19 protein-coding genes are annotated in these 20,097 nt (G+C 71.8%); 10 read left to right on the plus strand and 9 right to left on the minus strand.

What is annotated here, in order from left to right; genetic code table 11:
• Positions 1 to 24: 24 nt before the first annotated feature.
• The 4 genes from sigM to trxA all read left to right on the plus strand — a co-directional run bounded on the left by sigM (position 25) and on the right by trxA (position 3,423).
• Positions 25 to 834 carry an RNA polymerase sigma factor SigM gene (gene sigM, locus ACIQWA_RS22910; protein ID WP_402485173.1) on the plus strand — a complete coding sequence of 270 codons (810 nt, stop codon included), beginning with the start codon at positions 25 to 27 and terminating at the stop codon, positions 832 to 834.
• Positions 831 to 1,805, plus strand: coding sequence for a hypothetical protein (locus ACIQWA_RS22915; protein ID WP_402485176.1), 975 nt, complete (start codon positions 831 to 833; stop codon positions 1,803 to 1,805). Before sigM ends, ACIQWA_RS22915 begins: the two co-directional genes overlap by 4 nt.
• A gap of 194 nt (positions 1,806 to 1,999) precedes the next feature.
• Positions 2,000 to 2,962 carry a thioredoxin-disulfide reductase gene (gene trxB, locus ACIQWA_RS22920; protein ID WP_402485178.1) on the plus strand — a complete coding sequence of 321 codons (963 nt, stop codon included), beginning with the start codon at positions 2,000 to 2,002 and terminating at the stop codon, positions 2,960 to 2,962.
• A gap of 134 nt (positions 2,963 to 3,096) precedes the next feature.
• Positions 3,097 to 3,423 carry a thioredoxin gene (gene trxA, locus ACIQWA_RS22925; protein ID WP_402485180.1) on the plus strand — a complete coding sequence of 109 codons (327 nt, stop codon included), beginning with the start codon at positions 3,097 to 3,099 and terminating at the stop codon, positions 3,421 to 3,423.
• Positions 3,424 to 3,520: 97 nt separating this feature from the next.
• Here trxA and ACIQWA_RS22930 read toward each other — a convergent pair whose 3' ends face one another.
• From ACIQWA_RS22930 to rpmH, 9 genes are all read right to left on the minus strand, one after another.
• Entirely contained in the window at positions 3,521 to 4,138 is a 618-nt protein-coding gene (locus ACIQWA_RS22930; RefSeq protein ID WP_360242915.1) for a GNAT family N-acetyltransferase, read from the minus strand.
• A gap of 358 nt (positions 4,139 to 4,496) precedes the next feature.
• On the minus strand, positions 4,497 to 5,573 hold the full coding sequence (locus tag ACIQWA_RS22935; RefSeq protein ID WP_402485183.1) for a ParB/RepB/Spo0J family partition protein: 1,077 nt from the start codon (positions 5,571 to 5,573) through the stop codon (positions 4,497 to 4,499).
• The gene (locus ACIQWA_RS22940; protein WP_360242813.1) at positions 5,570 to 6,547 is read right to left on the minus strand and encodes a ParA family protein; all 978 of its coding nucleotides are present in this window, start codon (positions 6,545 to 6,547) and stop codon (positions 5,570 to 5,572) included. The genes ACIQWA_RS22935 and ACIQWA_RS22940 overlap by 4 nt, the downstream gene beginning before the upstream one ends.
• Before the next feature lie 262 nt (positions 6,548 to 6,809).
• Positions 6,810 to 7,637 (minus strand): 16S rRNA (guanine(527)-N(7))-methyltransferase RsmG, encoded by an 828-nt coding sequence (gene rsmG / locus ACIQWA_RS22945; RefSeq protein ID WP_360242817.1) that lies wholly within the window; start codon positions 7,635 to 7,637, stop codon positions 6,810 to 6,812.
• A 159-nt stretch (positions 7,638 to 7,796) separates the two neighbouring features.
• On the minus strand, positions 7,797 to 8,330 hold the full coding sequence (locus ACIQWA_RS22950) for a protein jag (protein WP_402485188.1): 534 nt from the start codon (positions 8,328 to 8,330) through the stop codon (positions 7,797 to 7,799).
• A 67-nt stretch (positions 8,331 to 8,397) separates the two neighbouring features.
• On the minus strand, positions 8,398 to 9,552 hold the full coding sequence (gene yidC, locus ACIQWA_RS22955) for a membrane protein insertase YidC (RefSeq protein WP_402485191.1): 1,155 nt from the start codon (positions 9,550 to 9,552) through the stop codon (positions 8,398 to 8,400).
• A gap of 3 nt (positions 9,553 to 9,555) precedes the next feature.
• Positions 9,556 to 9,870, minus strand: coding sequence for a membrane protein insertion efficiency factor YidD (gene yidD, locus ACIQWA_RS22960; RefSeq protein ID WP_316522234.1), 315 nt, complete (start codon positions 9,868 to 9,870; stop codon positions 9,556 to 9,558).
• Positions 9,867 to 10,295: a ribonuclease P protein component gene (gene rnpA / locus ACIQWA_RS22965; protein WP_402485193.1), complete on the minus strand. Its 429-nt coding sequence runs from the start codon at positions 10,293 to 10,295 to the stop codon at positions 9,867 to 9,869. Before rnpA ends, yidD begins: the two co-directional genes overlap by 4 nt.
• Before the next feature lie 18 nt (positions 10,296 to 10,313).
• Positions 10,314 to 10,451, minus strand: coding sequence for a 50S ribosomal protein L34 (gene rpmH, locus ACIQWA_RS22970; RefSeq protein WP_030059672.1), 138 nt, complete (start codon positions 10,449 to 10,451; stop codon positions 10,314 to 10,316).
• A gap of 355 nt (positions 10,452 to 10,806) precedes the next feature.
• On the opposite strand from rpmH, the gene dnaA reads away from it, so the two are divergent.
• From dnaA to gyrB, 6 genes are all read left to right on the plus strand, one after another.
• Positions 10,807 to 12,606, plus strand: coding sequence for a chromosomal replication initiator protein DnaA (gene dnaA / locus ACIQWA_RS22975; RefSeq protein ID WP_360242828.1), 1,800 nt, complete (start codon positions 10,807 to 10,809; stop codon positions 12,604 to 12,606).
• A 953-nt stretch (positions 12,607 to 13,559) separates the two neighbouring features.
• Positions 13,560 to 14,690, plus strand: coding sequence for a DNA polymerase III subunit beta (gene dnaN, locus ACIQWA_RS22980; protein ID WP_360242831.1), 1,131 nt, complete (start codon positions 13,560 to 13,562; stop codon positions 14,688 to 14,690).
• Between the two features lie 212 nt (positions 14,691 to 14,902).
• Positions 14,903 to 15,778, plus strand: a complete 876-nt coding sequence (gnd, locus tag ACIQWA_RS22985; RefSeq protein ID WP_360242834.1) for a phosphogluconate dehydrogenase (NAD(+)-dependent, decarboxylating) — start codon at positions 14,903 to 14,905, stop codon at positions 15,776 to 15,778.
• Positions 15,779 to 15,867: 89 nt separating this feature from the next.
• A complete protein-coding gene (gene recF, locus ACIQWA_RS22990; protein WP_402485198.1) occupies positions 15,868 to 17,001 on the plus strand; it encodes a DNA replication/repair protein RecF in 1,134 nt (377 codons plus the stop codon).
• A 150-nt stretch (positions 17,002 to 17,151) separates the two neighbouring features.
• Positions 17,152 to 17,691 carry a DUF721 domain-containing protein gene (locus ACIQWA_RS22995; RefSeq protein ID WP_402485200.1) on the plus strand — a complete coding sequence of 180 codons (540 nt, stop codon included), beginning with the start codon at positions 17,152 to 17,154 and terminating at the stop codon, positions 17,689 to 17,691.
• A gap of 259 nt (positions 17,692 to 17,950) precedes the next feature.
• Entirely contained in the window at positions 17,951 to 19,975 is a 2,025-nt protein-coding gene (gyrB, locus tag ACIQWA_RS23000) for a DNA topoisomerase (ATP-hydrolyzing) subunit B (RefSeq protein ID WP_402485201.1), read from the plus strand.
• The last annotated feature ends 122 nt before the right edge of the window (positions 19,976 to 20,097 follow it).

The following is a 20,097-nucleotide window of genomic DNA, read 5'->3' on the forward strand; positions in this document are numbered from 1 at the left end:
GGACGACGGCGACAAGGGGTAGCAGTGGCGGACGACGACGCGGCGCTGCTCGCCCGGCACGTCGCCGGCGACCAGGAGGCCTTCGGCCTGCTGGTGAACCGCCACCGGGACCGCCTCTGGGCGGTCGCCCTGCGCACCCTGGGCGACCGCGAGGAGGCCGCGGACGCCCTCCAGGACGCCCTGGTCTCCGCCTTCCGGGCCGCCGCCGGCTTCCAGGGCCGCTCGGCGGTCACCACCTGGCTGCACCGGATCGTGGTCAACGCCTGCCTGGACCGCGCCCGGCGCAGCGCCACCCGGCGCACCACCCCGCTGGACGAGGACCCGCAGCGGCTGGACCGCCTGGTCGGCACGGCCGAGCCGGCCGACTCCCCGGTGGTCCGGGCCGAGGTGCAGCGCGAGCTGACCGCGGCGCTCGCCGAACTGCCCCCCGAGCAGCGGGCCGCGCTGGTCCTGGTCGACATGCAGGGCTACCCGGTCGCCGAGGCCGCCGAGCTGCTGGGCGTCCCGGTGGGCACCGTGAAGAGCCGCTGCGCCCGCGGCCGGGCCCGGCTGCTCCCCCTGGTCCGGCACCTGCGCGAGACCGACGGCGAGACCAAGGGCGGGACCGACAGCGGGACCGACGGCGGGAACGGCGACGGGAACGGCGACGGACGGCACGTTTCACGTGAAACACCGGCCGGCCGGCCCCCGGGGCGCCCCGCCCCCGACCCGTCCGGAACCGCCCCGCCCCCGCCGGACGGGACCAGGGGGAACCCGACAGGCCCCCGCACCGTCACAGGGACAGGCCCGAGCACCGGCCGCACGATGCTGGAAGGAGACGCGAGCACACGATGACCGCCCCCCTCTCCTCCCCCGGACCCACCGACGCCCACCCCTCGGTCGACGAGCTGGCCGACCTCGCCGAGGGCCTGGTCGAGCCCGCCGGGGCCGCCGAGGCCCTGCACCGGCACCTGGACGGCTGCGCCGAGTGCCGCGGCACCGTCGAGGCGCTGGCCGAGGTGCAGACGCTGCTCGGCACCGTCGAGCCCGAACCGATGCCCGCCGACGTCGCCGCCCGGCTGGACGCCGCCCTCGCCGAGGCCGCCCGCGCCGACCACCTCTCCCCGGCGGAGTCCACCGGGCCCACCGGTGCCGCCGGACGCCCCGGGCGGGCCCCCGCCACCGCCCGCCGGACGGAGTTCCCCGCCACGCCCGTACGGGCCGCCGCGGCGCCCTCCGCGCCCCCGGCCCGCCCGTCCTCGACCTCCGGCCCCGGCCGCCCCCGCCCGCGCCGCCGCCGGTTCGCCCTGCTGCTCGGGGCGGCCGCCGCGCTGGCCGCCGTCGGGCTCGGCAGCGCCCTGCTGCTGCACCAGGACGACTCCCCCGCCCGCACCACCGCCTCCGCCGCCTCGGCGGGCACGGTGGGCTCCCCCGGCGAGCAGAGCGCCCGCACCCCGCACCTGACGGGCCCCGGCACCGTCTACCAGGAGGACCGGCTCGCCGACCAGGTGCAGCAACTGCTGGACCGCTCCGGCTCCCAGCCCGGACTGCGCGCCACCGGGCCCGGCAAGTCCGGCGCCGCGCCCGCCGACGGTTCCCGACCGGAGCTCTCCGGCCCCGCCTCGCCCACCGCACCGGTCTCCCCCGCCGACTGCCGCGCCCCCGCCCCGGGCCCCCCGCTGGCCACCGACCGGGGCAGCTACCAGGGCTCCCCGGTGGACGTCCTGGTCTACCCCGCCCCCGGTCGGCCCGGATTCGTGGACGTCTTCCTGCGCTCCCCCGACTGCGGCCCGGTCGTCCTGCAACGGACCGTCCCCGGCCACTGAGCAGCCCTTCCCAGCCACCGGACGGCCGTTCCCATGCGATCGACGACCGGGGCGGCACGCCACTTCCGGAGTTCGGGCGCCTGGTACTGATCCGCCTGGGAATGCGAGAGACTGGTCAGTCGTTGTCCCGGGCGGCGGAGCAGGACCGCCCTCCCCGCAGCAAACGCGGGTCGCGATGCGAACCAGGAGAAGCAGTGAGCGACGTCCGTAACGTGATCATCATCGGTTCCGGCCCGGCCGGGTACACGGCCGCGCTCTACACGGCCCGTGCCTCCCTCAAGCCGCTGGTCTTCGAGGGAGCCGTCACCGCCGGTGGTGCGCTCATGAACACCACCGAGGTCGAGAACTTCCCCGGCTTCCGGGACGGCATCATGGGCCCCGAGCTGATGGACAACATGCGGGCGCAGGCGGAGCGCTTCGGCGCCGAGCTGATCCCCGACGACATCGTCGCGGTGGACCTCACCGGTGAGGTCAAGACCGTCACCGACTCCGAGGGCAACGTGCACAAGGCCCGCGCCGTGATCGTCACCACCGGCTCCCAGCACCGCAAGCTCGGCCTGCCCAACGAGGACAAGCTCTCCGGCCGCGGCGTCTCCTGGTGCGCGACCTGCGACGGCTTCTTCTTCCGCGACCAGGACATCGCGGTGGTCGGCGGCGGTGACACCGCCCTGGAGGAGGCCACCTTCCTCTCCCGCTTCGCCAGGAGCGTCACGATCATCCACCGCCGGGACAGCCTGCGTGCCTCCAAGGCGATGCAGGAGCGCGCCTTCGCCGACCCGAAGATCCGCTTCGAGTGGGACAGCGCCGTCGACGCCATCCACGGCGACCCCAAGCTGACCGGCGTCACCCTGCGCGACACCAGCACCGGTGAGACCCGCGAGCTGCCCGTCACCGGCCTGTTCATCGCGATCGGCCACGACCCGCGCACCGAGCTGTTCAAGGGCCAGCTCGACCTCGACGCCGAGGGCTACCTCAAGGTCGACGCCCCCTCGACCCGGACCAACATCGAGGGCGTGTTCGGCGCCGGCGACGTCGTCGACCACACCTACCGCCAGGCCATCACCGCCGCCGGCACCGGCTGCTCCGCCGCACTGGACGCCGAGCGCTACCTGGCCGCCCTGGACGACGCCGAGAACAAGACCGCCGTCGCGGTCTGACCTCCCCGCCACCGACCGAACCCCGCGGGGGTGTTCCACGTGAAACACCCCCGCCCCGGCCAGGCAGAAACAGAACGGGCCCGCCCGTTGTTCACCTGGCAGCAGCCCCCTCCGTCCTAACCCGAGGAGTCCCCGTGGCCGGCGCCACCACCACCGTCACCGACACGACCTTCAAGACCGACGTCCTGGACAGCGACAAGCCCGTCCTGGTCGACTTCTGGGCCACCTGGTGCGGCCCGTGCCGCCAGGTCGCCCCGCTCCTGGAGGAGATCGCGGCCGAGCACGGCGACAAGCTGACCGTCGCCAAGCTCGACGTGGACGCCAACCAGGTGACCGCCGCCGAGTACAACGTGATCTCGATCCCGACCCTGATCCTCTTCAAGGGCGGCCAGCCGGTGAAGCAGATCACCGGTGCCCGTCCGAAGGCCGCGCTGCTGCGCGAGCTGGACGGCCTGTTCTAGGCCTCTTCCAGGCCTCCCGGGCATCTCCGGTCAACCCGGACCCGACGGCGGCGGGGCTCCCCCTTCGAGGGGAGCCCCGCCGCCGTCGTCGTACCGCTCAGAACGGCCGCAGGGCCGGCTCCTTCCGCGCACCGCCGAGCAGCCGCTCCAGCGCCCCCTCCACGTCGCCGCGCCAGGAGAGCGTGGTGCGCGCCTCCAGCCGCAGCCTCGGGTAGCGCGGGTGCGGCCGTACGGTCTTGAAGCCGACCGCGAGCAGGTGGTCGGCCGGCAGCACGCAGCTGGTGGGCACCCGGCCCGCCCAGCCGAAGGCCTCGATCGCCCGCACCCCGCGCCCCAGCAGGTCCTTGGCGACGGTCTGCACCAGCACCCGGCCCAGCCCCTGGCGCTGGTAGCCCGGCAGCACCCGGCTGACCATCAGCTGAACGGCGTCCGGCGCGACCGGGCTGGTCGGGAAGGACTGCGAGCGGGGGACGTACGCGGGCGGCGCGTAGAGCACGAAGCCGGCCGGCCGGTCGTCCACGTAGACGATCCGACCGCAGGACCCCCACTCCAGCAGCACCGCGGAGATCCACCCCTCCTTCTCCAGCTCCGGCTTCCCCGACTCCACCGCCTCCTTCGCGCTGACCGGGTCCAGCTCCCAGAACACGCAGGAACGGCAGCCCGTCGGCAGGTCCGCGAGGTTGTCCAGCGTCAGCGGAGCGATCCGGCGTCCCATGGCCCGCACCTCCTCCTCCCTTTCACGGTCGAGCATGCCCCCACCAACGCCGATGGGTGCATGTTTCACGTGAAACAGCGCTCACGTGGCACATGCACCCATCGGGTCGTCGCCCCTAGGGCGTGTCTGACAATTCGCGTCGGATCAGCGCGCGGCGTTGGGGTGCGTGCATCGCAAGGCGGAGGAGGGAGTCCATGCGGTGGGGGCACCTCCCGGCCGAAGGCTGGGGGCCATCGGCGACTGACGACAACGCGGCGAGGTGCGCTTGTGCCCTGGGGGTACCTCCCGGCCGAAGGCTGGGGGAGCGTCGCGCGCCCGGCGGGAATTGTCAGACACGCCCTAGGTCCGGCCGACCGGCTCAGCCCTGCGACAGCCGCAGACCGTCCTCGCCCGGGGCCATGCTGTCCAGGATCCGGTTCAGGTCCTCGACCGAACCGAACTCCAGCACCACCTTGCCCTTGCCCAGCTTCCCGCCGCGCTGCGACACCTCGACCTTGACCCGGGTGTCGAAGCGGTCCGACAGCCGGCTCGCCAGGTCGTTGAACGCCGGGGAGATGATCCTCCCCGCCTTCGGCGCCGGGCGCTTCTCCCCCTTCGGCTCCTCCGAGCGCAGCAGGACGACGAGCTCCTCGACGTTGCGCACCGTGAGGCCCTCGGCGATGATCCGCGCGGCCAGCTTCTCCTGCGCCTCGGGATCCGTCAGCGGCAGCAGCGCCCGGGCGTGCCCGGCCGTCAGCGTGCCGGCCGCCAGCCGACGCTGGACGGACGCCGGGAGCCTCAGCAGCCGCAGGGTGTTGGAGACGTGCGGACGCGAGCGGCCGATCCGGTCGGCCAGCTCCTCGTGGGTGCAGGAGAAGTCCCGCATCAGCTGGTCGTAGGCGGCCGCCTCCTCCAGCGGGTTCAGCTCGGCCCGGTGGAGGTTCTCCAGGAGGGCGTCCAGCAGCAGCTTGTCGTCCTCGGTGGCCCGGACGATCGCCGGGATCCGCTCCAGCCCCGCCTCGCGGGAGGCGCGCCAGCGGCGCTCGCCCATGATCAGCTCGTAGCGCTCGGCCGCGACCTGGCGCACCACGATCGGCTGGAGCAGGCCGACCTCCTTGATGGAGGCCACCAGCTCGGCCAGCTTGTCCTCGTCGAACACCTCGCGCGGCTGGCGCGGGTTGGGGGTGATCGCGTCCAGCGGAAGCTCGGCGAAGGAGGCACCGGGCACCGGCGCCGGCACCGGCTGCTCCGCCTGCCGCCCGACGGCCGCGCGGGCCGCCACCGTGGCGCGGCCGCCCGGCAGCACCGGCACCGAGGCCGGTGACGTCGTGCCGGTCGCCACCACCGAGGTCGGCGCGGACGTGGCGGCGGCGGGCTGCGCCGCCCCGCCGTCGGCCGGTACTGCGGGGCCGATCAGCGCCCCGAGCCCTCGTCCCAGACCCCTGCGACCACTCACTGATGACCCTCCGTCGTACCGTGCTGTGCCATCGGGGCGCCGTGCCCCGTACCGCTGCCGTCCCGCTGCTGACCGACCGACGAGCCGCCGCCCTGGCCCACCGCGCGCAGCGCGAGCTCGCGGGCGGCCTCCAGGTACGAGAGCGCCCCGGTGGAGCCCGGGTCGTAGGTCAGCACCGTCTGCCCGTAGCTGGGCGCCTCCGAGATGCGGACCGAGCGCGGGATCGCCGTGCTCAGCACCTCGGCCTGGAAGTGGGTCCGGACCTCCTCGGCCACCTGGGCGGCCAGCCTGGTCCGGGCGTCGTACATGGTGAGCAGGATGGTCGAGACGTGCAGCGTGGGGTTGAGGTGGGCGCGCACCAGCTCGACGTTGCGCAGCAGCTGGCCGAGGCCCTCCAGCGCGTAGTACTCGCACTGGATCGGGATCAGCACCTCCTGACCGGCCACCAGGGCGTTGACGGTCAGCAGGCCCAGCGAGGGCGGACAGTCGATCAGGATGTAGTCCAGCGGCTGCTCGTAGGCGGCGATGGCGCGCTGCAGCCGGCTCTCCCGGGCCACCAGCGAGACCAGCTCGATCTCGGCGCCGGCCAGGTCGATGGTGGCGGGGACGCAGAAGAGCCCCTCGACGTCCACGACCGGCTGGACCACGTCGGCCAGGGGCTTGCCCTCGACCAGGACGTCGTAGATGGACGGCACCTCGGCGTGGTGGTCGATGCCGAGGGCGGTGGAGGCGTTGCCCTGGGGGTCGAGGTCGACCACCAGGACGCGCAGTCCGTGCATGGCCAGCGAGGCGGCCATGTTCACGGTGGTGGTGGTCTTGCCCACCCCGCCCTTCTGGTTGGCGACCACGATCACCCGGGTGGCGGCGGGCCGCGGCAGCCCCTCCCCCGCCCGGCCGATCGCCTGAACCGCAGCCTGGGCAGCCCGTGCGATGGGCGTGTCATCGATCTGGTCGATGGTCTCCGAGTCCTGCATGGGGCTCAGTGTTTCACGTGAAACCGGAGCGGCAACAGTCGCGGCCCGAAAGCGGCTGAGCCCGAGGCGGAGCCGGAAATCGAGACCGTCGGAGAGCAGAGAGCGACGTTTCACGTGAAACACCATGCCCGCTATGCCGGAAATCTGACGTTGCGACACTCCGGTGTTCCACCGGAGGCCCACCCGTCACCTGAACGACGACGGGCGGACGGTTCCCCCCTTCCGAGGGGAGCCGTCCGCCCGTCGTTCCGAACCGAGGACCTCAGCGGGTGCCGCGGCGGCGCCCGCCCCGGGCGCGGTCACCGGTCTTGGCACCGGCGTTGCGCCCGGCCCGGGCCGCCTTGGCCCGCTTGGTCGCGGCCTTCACCCCGCCGGGGCTCTCCCCCGCCTTGACCTGCACCACCCGGGTGGAGGTCTCCAGGGTGCCCTCGCCGACCGAGATGACGGTCCACTCGACGGCGCCCAGCTTGGCCAGCCCGGCGCGCGAGTCGGCCAGCTCCTGCTCGGCGCTGTCGCCCTTGAGCGCCAGCATCTGCCCGTGCGGGCGCAGCAGCGGCATGCCCCAGCCGGCCAGCCGGTCCAGCGGTGCCACGGCCCGGGCGGTCACCACGTCCACCGCGAGCTTGCCGATCATCTCCTCGGCGCGGCCGCGCAGCACCGTGACGTTCTCCAGCCCCAGCTCCCGGACGACCTCCTCCAGGAAGGTGGTCCGGCGCAGCAGCGGCTCCAGCAGGGTCACCGAGACGTCCGGGCGGGCCAGCGCCACCGGGATGCCGGGCAGGCCGGCGCCGGAGCCGACGTCGCACAGGGTGGAGCCGGTGGGCAGCAGCTCGGCCAGCACCGCGCAGTTCAGGACGTGCCGGTCCCACAGCCGGGGCACCTCGCGGGGCCCGATCAGCCCGCGCCGGACGCCCGCCGTGGCCAGCAGCTCGGTGTAGCGGACGGCGGCGTCGAAGCGGTCGCCGAAGACCTCCCGGGCAGCGGCCGGCGCCTCGGCCAACACGTCCAGCTCGGGCAGCTCGGCCCGCTCCTCCGCGTCAGGGTTCACGTCCGCCCCCGGACGGCCGGTGGCCGCGTTCTCCGTGTCCATCTCGACCTCTCCGATCTCCGGATCCACCGACCCGCTCAACGCACTGTTTCACGTGAAACATCCCAGAAGGAACAACGACCCCGCCCGCACGAGGCGGACGGGGTCGCGTTCGACAAGACTCACCGGTCACCGAGGCGACCGGTCATCGTCCCGACGGCCTCAGGCCGGCAGCACGACCACGCACCGCTGGGGCTCCTCGCCCTCCGACTCGCTGCGCAGACCGGCGGCCGCGACCGCGTCGTGGACGACCTTGCGCTCGAAGGGCGTCATCGGCCGCAGCTTGACCTGCTCGCCGCTGCTCTTCGCCTGCTCGGCGGCCTTGGCGCCGAGGGCGGCCAGCTCCTCGCGCTTGCGGGCCCGGAAGCCGGCGATGTCCAGCATCAGACGGCTGCGCTCGCCGGTCTCCCGGTGGACGGCCAGCCGGGTCAGCTCCTGCAGGGCTTCCAGCACCTCGCCGTCCTGGCCGACCAGGCGCTGCAGCGCGCGGTCGTTGCCGTCGCTGACGATGGACACCAGGGCGCGGTCACCCTCGACGTCCATGTCGATGTCACCGTCGAGGTCCGCGATGTCGAGCAGACCCTCCAGGTAGTCCGCCGCGATGTCGCCCTCCTGCTCCAGGCGGGTGATGATGACGCTCTCGTCGGTGCTGGCGACGTCCTCGGCCTCGACGGCGGAGGTGGTGCCTTCCGTCACTGATGGACTCCTTCGGAGATGGGGCCCGGCTGGCGGGCGGGGAACGAAGCTCTTCGCAGAAGCCGGGTCAGGACTTCTTCTTCGGCCGCTGGCCGCCGCGCTTGGGCTGCTGCCGGGTGCCCTGCTTGGTGCCGCCGGGCTTGGCCGCGGTCTGCTTGGCAGCCGTCGTCTTGGCGCCGGAGTCCGCCGGGACGGCGTCCTCGGCGGCCTGCTCGACCTGGGTGGCCTCGCTCGCCTCGGTCGCCTGGCCGGCACCGGCCTGCTGGCGCTGGGCCTTGCTCTGGCGGCGGGGCTGCTGGCGGCTCGCCCGGACCGACTCCTCCACCACGGCGGCGGCGGAGGCCGCCTCGGCGATGGCCGTCTTGGACGGGGGCAGCATGCCCCAGAGCGCGCCCTTGATCTCCGTACCGTCCGAACGCAGTCGGCCGGCCTTCTTGAGCCGCGCCTGGCGCTCCTCGAAGGCCTTGCTGCCCGGGGTCGGGTTGTTGTGGATGACGACCAGCTGCTGGCCCATCGACCAGACGTTGGTGGTCAGCCAGTAGACCAGGACACCGACCGGGAAGTTGATGCCCATCACGGCGAACATGACCGGGAAGACGTACATCAGCATCTTCTGCTGCTGCATGAACGGCGTCTTGACCGTGAGGTCGACGTTCTTGGTCATCAGCTGGCGCTGGGTGACGAACTGCGACAGCGACATCATGACGATCATCACCGCGGTGACGATCTTGACGCTGGTCTCCGGGCTGCCGAGGAAGGTCGCGGACAGCGGGGCGCCGAAGATGTGCGCCTTGCCGGCGCTCACCAGCAGGCCGCCGTGGATCACGCCGATGTCGTGGCCCTTGGCGACGTTGGACAGCACGCCGTAGAGGGCGGTGAAGAAGGGCGCCTGGACGATGATGGGAAGGCAGCTGGAGAACGGGTTGGTACCCGCATCCTTGTACAGCTTCATCATCTCTTCGGACTGGCGCTGCCGGTCGTTCTTGTAGCGCTCCTGGATGGCCTTCATCTTCGGCTGGATCGCCTGCATGGCCCGGGTCGCCTTGATCTGCTTCACGAAGAGCGGGATCAGGCAGATCCGGATGACGACCACCATCGACGCGATGGCCAGACCCCAGGCCCAGCCACCGTCCGGGTCGAAGACGTTGCTGTACAGCGAGTGGAACTGGACGATGATCCAGGACACCGCTGTGTAGAGGGGACTCAGAAAACCGAAGGTCACCGGTCAGACTCCTTGGGCATCGGGCTTCGCCACCGGCTCCGGCTCGGCGGTCCCGCTCTTGGGGCTCAGCAGATCACGCAGCCGGCGGTGCCACACCGGGTGCTTGCGGGGCGGTACGTGGTCCACCCCGCCAGGTGACCAGGGGTTGCAACGGAGGATGCGCCACACGGTCAGTCCGCCGCCCTTGACCGCCCCGTGCACCTTCACGGCTTCGTAGCCGTAGTGCGAGCACGAGGGGTAGTAACGGCAGACCGGACCGAGCAGTGGGCTGATCGTCCACTGGTACACCCTGATCAGACCCATCAGCAGGTACTTCATCGCCCTGCTCCCGTCGGCGCCGTGGCGGCGGGCTCGGCCCTCAGCAACCGCTTGAGCGCCGCGTCCAGGTCGCGTTCCAGCTCCTGGTACGAGGCGGTCGCGGCCTGGGGCAGCGCACGCACCACTATCAGGCTACCGGCGGGCAGCCTGGACAGACGATCACGAACGAGATGGCGCAACCGGCGCTTCACCAGGTTGCGGACGACCGCCGGGCCAACGGCCTTGCTCACGACGAAACCCGCACGCGCCGAAGGAGTCCCCTCGGCGACGTGCGGGCGGAAGTCGCTGGTCCGGTCGGTCTGCCCCTGCGGGTCACCGTCTCTGCTGAGATGGACGACCAGAAGGGGCCGGCCGGCCCGACGACCGCGTTTCACCGCGGTCGCGAAGTCCTGGCGCCGCCGCAGCCGATTCTCGGAGGGCAGCACAACAGACTCTGGTGCGGATCAGGCGGACAGGCTGGCGCGGCCCTTGCCACGGCGGGCAGCCAGGATGGCGCGGCCGGCGCGGGTACGCATCCGCAGCCGGAAGCCGTGGGTCTTCGCGCGACGACGGTTGTTCGGCTGGAAGGTGCGCTTGCTCACTCGGGGGCTCCTGAGGTGAATCGTAGGATGACGGGGTGTCGCTTGGCCGTCACCGTGCGTCCGCGTGATCTCCCTGGAATTCGGAAATCCGGCCCATCGCCCCAGTTCGGCTGGGGTCTGAGGCAATCCACGGCGCCCGTGCTGCGCGCCTTATGGAGCGGGTGGACCCGCGGACATGCGGCAGCGGCCATCGACAACTCGACCTGGTTACGGTACGCGGGACGGGCGCCGAGGGTCAAACCAGCTGCTTCGGGACGCCGTTTACCCACAGCCTGTGGACAACGACTTGATCCGTCTCTGTTCGCTGACTACCGTTGCAGGACTTGTCTGGTTTGTTCTTCGAAAGCGTGCACCAGTGGCTGATGGCAACAGCGACCTCGTCCCGGTCTGGGCGAGGGTCGTCGAGCGGCTGGTCAACGACCCCGACGTCGGGGAGATGGACAAGCAGTGGGTGCAGCGCACCCAGCCCATGTGGATGATGCACGACACCGCCCTGCTGGCGACCCCGAACGAGCGGGCCAAGCAGGTGCTGGAGGGTCGGCTGCTGCCCCAGCTGACCGACGCGCTCAGCCGCGAGCTCAGCCGACCCGTCCGGATCGCCGTGATGGTCGACGCCAACGCGGTGCCCACCACCCCCGCGCCGGCCCCCCAGGCCCCCGTCGAGCCCTACCCGGGCCCGGCCGAGGAGGACTCCGGCTACGGCGACCAGGGCTACCAGCAGCCGTACGAGCAGGACTACGAGCGCCCCCGCTACGACACCGGCGGCTACGAGCAGCGCCCCGCGCCCTACGGCGGCGGCCAGCCCGCCCAGCCCTGGCCCGGCTACCAGGAGCCGCAGGCGCCGTACCACGAGCCCGAGGAGCCCTCGCCCCGCCCGGCGCCGCGGCACCTCCCCAGCCCGCCCGCCACGACCCAGGGCGACCTCTTCGGCGGCGCGTACGGCCCCGGCCCCGGCGAGCAGCCCCGCACCGGCGCCGGGCGCCGCGGACACGGCTCCCGGCCCTCCGGCGGACGCCCGGCCGAGAAGTCGGCCGCGGAGCCGCCGACCGAGCGCCCCGCCGTCCCCGGGGTGCCCGCCCCGCCCGGCGCTCCCCCGGCCGGCGGCTCCCGCAAGGACGAGCCGGCCGCCCGGCTGAACCCCAAGTACCTGTTCGACACCTTCGTCATCGGCGCCAGCAACCGCTTCGCCCACGCGGCGGCGGTGGCCGTCGCCGAGGCCCCGGCCAAGGCGTACAACCCGCTCTTCATCTACGGCGAGTCCGGGCTGGGCAAGACCCACCTGCTGCACGCCATCGGGCACTACTCGCGCAGCCTCTTCCCGGGCACCCGGGTGCGGTACGTGTCCTCGGAGGAGTTCACCAACGAGTTCATCAACTCGATCCGGGACGGCAAGGCGGACACCTTCCGCCGCCGCTACCGGGACATGGACATCCTGCTGGTGGACGACATCCAGTTCCTGGCGAGCAAGGAGTCCACCCAGGAGGAGTTCTTCCACACCTTCAACACCCTCCACAACGCGAACAAGCAGATCGTGCTGTCCTCGGACCGGCCGCCCAAGCTGCTGACCACGCTGGAGGACCGGCTGCGCAACCGCTTCGAGTGGGGCCTGATCACCGACGTCACCCCGCCGGAGCTGGAGACCCGGATCGCGATCCTGCGCAAGAAGGCGATCCAGGAACAACTCAACGCCCCCGCCGACGTGTTGGAGTTCATCGCCTCCCGGATCACCCGCAACATCCGGGAGTTGGAGGGCGCGCTGATCCGGGTGACCGCCTTCGCCAACCTCAACCGGGCGCCGGTGGACCTGGAGTTGGCGGGGATCGTCCTCAAGGACCTGATCCCCGGCGGGGACGAGGACGCCGGCCCGGAGATCACCGCGCAGGTCATCATGCAGCAGACCGCCGCCTACTTCGGCCTCGGCGTGGACGACCTCTGCGGCTCCTCGCGCAGCCGGGTGCTGGTGACGGCCCGGCAGATCGCCATGTACCTGTGCCGGGAGCTCACCGACCTCTCGCTGCCGAAGATCGGCGCCCAGTTCGGCGGCCGCGACCACACCACGGTGATGCACGCGGACCGGAAGATCCGCTCGCTGATGGCCGAGCGGCGCTCGATCTACAACCAGGTCACCGAACTGACCAACCGCATCAAGAGCTAGCCGTCCCGCGCGAGTTGGGGCGCGGACCGGAGCACCCCCGGAAGGGCGTCAGGAGCGATCCTGACGCCCTTTTGCCATATCCACAGGTGTGCACCGGGCCGCCGCCGGGCAGGTATCCGCGCGACGGACGTCCCACCGGTCCACAGCCCGCGCCGAACAACTGCCCGGTGATTCGAAAACCGGGGGCGCGCACGGCAGTTGTCCACAGGCCGGGCCCCTTCCGCGCCGTCCACAGGCCGAGGAGTCCGGAGTTATCCAGAATTCGTCCACAGGCCCGGCGCCGCTACGCTCTTCCGCGCAGGTCAGGTGCCTGTGGACTTGTGCACAACCGTTGTCCACAGGGTGTGGACAATTGACGGGCCACCAGTGGGCCGTCCGGGTTATCCACCGGTTGTCCCCAGGGCGGGGGCGGTTATCCCCAGGTTGTCCACAGCGGGGTCCACAGTTCGACAACCTTGGGCAGCCGTTCATACCCTGGTGTGAAAGGCGTCACGTAAAGTTGACCGGGGCCCGTGGATAACCGGTCCCGGATCTGGGGACAGTCCTGGGGATAACCTGTGGATACGCAGCGTGCCCTGTGGGTAACGCTCGGCTGTCCACAGCGCGGCCTGCCCGTCCACAGCCGCCGTCCACACCCACTGTGGACAAAATCCGGGCGCTGACCTGCGGAAACAGGGTTATCCACGGTTTCCACAGGCCCTACTACTACCGCTACACAGTTAGACCGTGAACCTGCTTTCAAAGTGGGTGGTCCCGAAATCTGTGGACAACCGCGCCCCGACATCTGTTCGGCCTCGCTTCCGCCCGTCTGCCCCGTCTGTCGGCGGAGTACGTCAGACTGTCCTCTGCGACTGGAAGCGGAGTGGTAGAGCTCGGCGGACAGGCGGACCCACGATCAAGATCAGACGAACCAGAGTGCGAGCGGGAGCGCTCGATCCAGGAGGCGGTTACCGGTGAAGTTCCGGGTGGAGCGTGACGTCCTCGCGGAGGCGGTGGCCTGGGCTGCCCGCAGCCTCCCGGCACGGCCGCCGGTGCCGGTGCTGGCCGGCCTGCTGCTGACCGCGCAGGAGGGCAGCCTGGCGCTGTCCGGCTTCGACTACGAGGTCTCGGCCCGGGTCGAGCTGGAGGCGGACGTCGAGGAGGCCGGCACCGTCCTGGTCTCCGGTCGCCTGCTCAACGACATCTCGCGCAACCTCCCCAACAGGCCGGTGGAGATCTCCACCGACGGCCAGCGGGTCAGCGTGGTCTGCGGCAGCTCCCGCTTCACCCTCCCCACCCTCCCGGTGGACGAGTACCCGGCGCTGCCCCAGATGCCGACCGCCACCGGCACCGTCTCCGGGGACGTCTTCGCCTCCGCGGTCAGCCAGGCCGCCGTCGCGGCCGGCCGGGACGACACCCTGCCGGTGCTCACCGGCGTCCGGGTCGAGATCGAGGGCGACCGGATCACCCTGGCCGCCACCGACCGCTACCGCTTCGCCGTCCGCGACCTGCTGTGGAAGCCCGAGCAGTCGGACATCTCCGCGGTCGCCCTGGTGCCCGCCAAGACCCTCCAGGACATCGCCAAGTCCCTGGGCAGCGGCGACACCGTCTCCATCGCGCTCTCCTCGGGCGGCGCGGGCGAGGGCCTGATCGGCTTCGAGGGCGCCGGCCGCCGCACCACCACCCGGCTGCTGGAGGGCGAGTTCCCCAAGTTCCGCAGCCTCTTCCCGACCGAGTTCAGCGCGGTCGCCGCGATCCAGACCCAGCCCTTCCTGGAGGCGCTCAAGCGCGTCTCGCTGGTCGCCGAGCGCAACACCCCGGTCCGGCTCAACTTCGAGCAGGGCGTGCTGACCCTGGAGGCCGGCTCGGGCGACGACGCTCAGGCCACCGAGCGGATCGAGGCCGACCTGGAGGGCGACGACATCTCGATCGCCTTCAACCCGGGCTACCTGGAGGAGGGCCTCAAGGCCATCGACTCCCCGTTCGCCCAGCTCAGCTTCACCACCCCGACCAAGCCGGCCCTGCTCAGCGGCAAGGTCTCGGTGGACGCCGAGGAGGACAAGGCCTACCAGTACCTGATCATGCCGGTCCGCCTCTCCGGCTGACGGCAGGCCTCGGCCGGCGATCTGCTCCGGCCGACCCCGGCCGGTCCGGTCACCCACAGGCTGTGCACACCCGTTGTGCACAGCCTGTGGACGTCCCGACCCCGTCGACCCGGTCGGCCCGACCACGCGGAGTCCGGATGCCCCGGAAGCGTAGGCTCGGGGATGCGGCAACGGCGCCGCCGCCAGCACGTCCCCACAGTAAGGATTTGGTCATGGAGCTCGGCCTCATCGGTCTCGGCAAGATGGGCGGCAACATGCGCGAGCGGATCCGCCGCGCCGGCCACACCGTCATCGGATACGACCGCAACCCGGAGATCTCCGACGTCGAGACCCTGCAGGAGCTCGTCTCCAAGCTCCAGGGCCCGCGCGTGGTCTGGGTGATGGTCCCGGCCGGTGCCGCGACCCAGGCGACCGTGGACGAGCTCGCCGAGCTGCTCTCCCCCGGCGACGTCGTGGTGGACGGCGGCAACTCCCGCTGGACCGACGACATCAAGCACGCCGAGGCGCTGGCGGCCAAGGGCATCGGCTTCGTCGACTGCGGCGTCTCCGGCGGCGTCTGGGGCCTGGAGAACGGCTACGCGCTGATGTACGGCGGCGACGCCGAGCACGTCGCCCTGGTCCAGCCGGTCTTCGATGCGCTCAAGCCCGAGGGCGACTTCGGCTCGGTGCACGCGGGCGCGGTCGGCGCCGGCCACTTCGCCAAGATGGTCCACAACGGCATCGAGTACGCGATGATGCAGGCCTTCGCCGAGGGCTGGGAGCTGCTGGAGGCCGCCCCCGAGGTCACCGACGTGCGCGAGGTCTTCCGCAGCTGGCAGGAGGGCACCGTCATCCGCTCCTGGCTGCTGGACCTGGCCGTCCGCGCCCTGGACGACGACGAGCACCTGGACAAGCTGCGCGGCTGGGCCGCCGACTCCGGCGAGGGCCGCTGGACCGTCGAGGCCGCGATCGACCACGCCGTGCCGCTGCCGGCGATCACCGCCTCGCTGTTCGCCCGCTTCGCCTCCCGCCAGGACGACTCGCCGCAGATGAAGATGATCGCCGCGCTGCGCAACCAGTTCGGCGGCCACGCGGTCGAGTCCAAGTAACCGAGAACCGGCCGGGGCCCCGGGGGCCGTTCCCCGGGTAGCCCCGGCCGGGTAGCCCCAGACACAGAAGGCGGGCGCAGTCCACAGCCATGCACGTCGCGCACCTGTCGCTCGCCGACTTCCGGTCGTACGCCCGGGCCGAGGTTCCCCTCGACCCGGGCGTGACGGCCTTCGTCGGGCCCAACGGCCAGGGCAAGACCAACCTGGTCGAGGCGATCGGCTACGTCGCCACCCTGGGCAGCCACCGGGTCGCCACCGACGCCCCGCTGATCCGGCTGGGCGCCGAGCGGGCGGTCATCCGCACCTCGGTGGTGGACCGCGGCCGCTCCACCCTGATCGAGCTGGAGCTCACGGCGGGCAAGGCCAACCGGGCCCGGATCAACCGCTCCGACAACGTCCGCCCGCGCGACGTGCTGGGCCTGCTGCGCACCGTGCTGTTCGCCCCCGAGGACCTCAGCCTGGTCAAGGGCGATCCGGGTGAGCGCCGGCGCTTCCTGGACGAGCTGCTGACCGCCCGGGCACCCCGGCTTGCCGGGGTCCGACAGGACTACGAACGGGTGCTCAAGCAGCGCAACGCCCTGCTCAAGACCGCCGCGATGGCCCGCCGGGCCGGCGGCGGCAAGGGGGCCGACCTGTCCACCCTGGAGGTCTGGGACGGCCACCTGGCCCGGGCCGGGGCCGAGCTGACGGCCTTCCGGATCCAGCTGGTGGCCGCCCTGCAACCGCTGGTGACGGCGGCGTACGGCCGGGTGGCCCCGGGCGGCGGGGAGACCGTCCTGGAGTACCGCAGCTCCTTCGAGGGCGAGCTGCCGAGCAGCCGGGAGCAGGCCGAGGAACAGCTGCTGGCGGCGTTGCAGGCGGTCCGCAAGCAGGAGGTCGAGCGGGGGATCACCCTGGTCGGCCCGCACCGCGACGAGCTGGTGCTCAAGCTGGGCCCGCTGCCGGCCAAGGGCTACGCCAGCCACGGCGAGTCCTGGTCGTTCGCGCTGGCGCTGCGGCTGGCCTCGTACGAGCTGTTGCGCGCCGACGGCGGCGAACCGGTGCTGGTGCTGGACGACGTGTTCGCCGAGCTGGACGCCGCCCGCCGGGACCGGCTGGCCGAGCTGGTGGCCGACGGCGAGCAGGTGCTGGTGACCGCGGCGGTGGCCGAGGACGTGCCGAAGGCGCTGGTCGGCGCCCGCTTCGCGGTCTCCGACGGCGCCGTGCGCCGGATCGACGCCTGAGCCCCCCACGCGTACCGGCCCGACCCTTACCGAACCGATGCGTTGCCTTCGGCACCCGCACCGCGGCGGGTGCCGACGTCCGGCGTGCGCGCGCTCCCGTAGGCTGGACGGCTCATCGGGTTGTCCACAGGCTGGGGAAAGGAGATCGCCGTGAGCGATTCGGCGGAGACCTCCCCCGGCCCCGGCACCGCCGAGCCCACCGGCGCCGACCTCGCCCGCTCCGCGCTGCGGGCGGCCCGGGCCCAGGCCCGTCAGCGCGGTGAGCAGGTCCAGCAGAAGCGCGAGGCGAAGCGGCACGGGCTGCGCAGCGGCGCCCGCTCGGACGACCGCGACCCGGTGCCGCTGGGGGCGGCGCTGAACCGGCTGCTGACCGAGCGCGGCTGGGAGTCCTCGGCCGCGGTCGGCGGGGTGATGGGCCGTTGGCCGCAGATCGTCGGCCCGGACATCGCCGCGCACTGCCACCCCTCCTCCTACGACGAGGCCGCCGCGGTGCTCACCGTGCAGTGCGACTCCACCGCGTGGGCCACCCAACTGCGCTGGCTGGCACGGCAGTTGGTGGCCCGTCTGAACCACGAGCTGGGCCACGGCACGGTCCGCACCATCAAGGTGCTCGGCCCGGCCGCGCCGGCCCGCGGCTACGGCCGGCTGCGCGCGCCGGGCAGCAAGGGCCCGGGCGACACCTGGGGCTGAGCCCGGCCGGCGGCGATCGGCCCCGGTCGGGATCGGACCGCGATCTTCCGGAACCCCTGACGGCCCTTCCAGGGGCCTCCGGCCCCCGGGTCGAGTATCGGGACACGTCCCGAGGGGATTCAGGGCGGCATATCTGCCTTCAAGGGCTGCCAAACGCCCATCTCTGTCAGTCGTACCGGTAGACTGAGAGCCAAACACTGTTGCTAGTGGCAACCGAGTCGAAACGCCGTGGTCGCACGCCCGCCCGCACGGGGCTGGAATGCGGCCCGCGCTGTGCCAGAGAGGGCGCTTCGTGGCCGATTCCGGCAACCCCAGCCAGACCCCAGACCAGACCGACCAGGCTTCCTACACCGGTAGCAACATCCAGGTGCTGGAAGGCCTCGACGCCGTCCGCAAGCGCCCCGGCATGTATATCGGTTCCACCGGTGAGCGCGGCCTGCACCACCTGGTGCAGGAGGTCGTGGACAACTCCGTCGACGAGGCGATGGCGGGGTACGCCGACACCATCGACGTGACGATCATGGCCGACGGCGCCATCCGCTGCGTCGACAACGGCCGCGGCATCCCGGTGGACATCGTCCCCGGCCAGGACAAGCCGGCCGTCGAGGTCGTGCTCACCGTCCTGCACGCGGGCGGCAAGTTCGGCGGCGGCGGCTACGCCGTCTCCGGCGGTCTGCACGGCGTCGGCGTCTCGGTGGTGAACGCGCTGTCCACCCGGCTCTCGGTGGAGATCCACAAGGACGGCCACATCTGGACCCAGGACTACAAGATGGGCGCGCCGACCGCCCCCCTGGTCAAGGGCGCCGAGACCGACCGCACCGGCACCACGGTGACCTTCTGGGCCGACCCCGACATCTTCGAGACCACCGTCTACTCCTTCGAGACGCTCTCCCGGCGCTTCCAGGAGATGGCCTTCCTCAACAAGGGCCTGTCGATCTCGCTGACCGACGAGCGCCCCGAGCACGTGGACGAGGAGGGCAAGCCGCTCACCGTCACGTACAAGTACGACGGCGGCATCGCCGACTTCGTCGCCCACCTCAACTCCCGCAAGGGCGAGGTCATCCACCCCTCGGTGATCGACTTCGAGGCGGAGGACAAGGACAAGGCGATCTCGGTGGAGATCGCGATGCAGTGGAACTCCTCCTACACCGAGGGGGTCTACAGCTTCGCCAACACCATCCACACCCACGGCGGCGGCACCCACGAGGAGGGCTTCCGCGCCGCGCTGACCGGCCTGGTCAACCGCTACGCGCGGGACAAGAAGCTGCTCCGCGAGAAGGACGACAACCTCTCCGGCGAGGACATCCGCGAGGGCCTGACCGCGATCATCTCGGTCAAGCTCGGCGAGCCGCAGTTCGAGGGCCAGACCAAGGACAAGCTCGGCAACACCGAGGCGAAGACCTTCGTCCAGAAGGTCGTCCACGAGCAGCTCAACGACTGGCTGGACCGCAACCCCAACGAGGCCTCGGACATCATCCGCAAGTCCATCCAGGCCGCCACCGCGCGCGTCGCCGCCCGCAAGGCCCGCGACCTGACCCGCCGCAAGGGCCTGCTGGAGTCCGCCTCGCTGCCGGGCAAGCTCTCGGACTGCCAGTCCAAGGACCCGTCCGAGTGCGAGATCTTCATCGTCGAGGGTGACTCCGCCGGCGGCTCGGCCAAGCAGGGCCGCGACCCGCGCACCCAGGCCATCCTGCCGATCCGCGGCAAGATCCTGAACGTCGAGAAGGCCCGGATCGACAAGGTGCTGCAGAACACCGAGGTCCAGGCGCTGATCTCGGCCTTCGGCTGCGGCATCCAGGAGGACTACGACGAGTCCAAGCTGCGGTACCACAAGATCGTCCTGATGGCCGACGCCGACGTCGACGGACAGCACATCCGCACCCTGCTGCTCACCCTGCTGTTCCGCTTCATGCGGCCGCTGGTCGAGTCCGGGTACGTCTACCTCGCCATGCCGCCGCTGTACAAGATCAAGTGGGGCAAGGACGACTTCGAGTACGCCTACTCCGACCGCGAGCGCGACGCGCTGATCGCGGCCGGCGTGGAGGCCGGGCGCCGGCTGCCCAAGGACGACGCGATCCAGCGCTTCAAGGGTCTCGGCGAGATGAACGCCGAGGAGCTCCGGGTCACCACCATGGACGCCGAGCACCGCCTGCTGCTCCAGGTCACCCTGGAGGACGCCGCCCGCGCCGACGAGCTGTTCTCCGTGCTGATGGGCGAGGACGTCGAGGCCCGCCGCTCCTTCATCCAGCGCAACGCCAAGGACGTCCGCTTCCTGGACGTGTGACGCCTGCGAACCAGGCCCCGCACGTACCAGTCCGCGTGAAAGGAAACTGACCACCAGTGGTCGACGACAACCGTCCCGAAGGCGACCAGCCCGAGACCCCCGAGTCCCCCGCCGCCGAGGCC

It is taken from the genome of Kitasatospora sp. NPDC098652 (assembly GCF_044760155.1).
In the GTDB taxonomy this organism is placed as follows: Bacteria; Actinomycetota; Actinomycetes; order Streptomycetales; family Streptomycetaceae; genus Kitasatospora.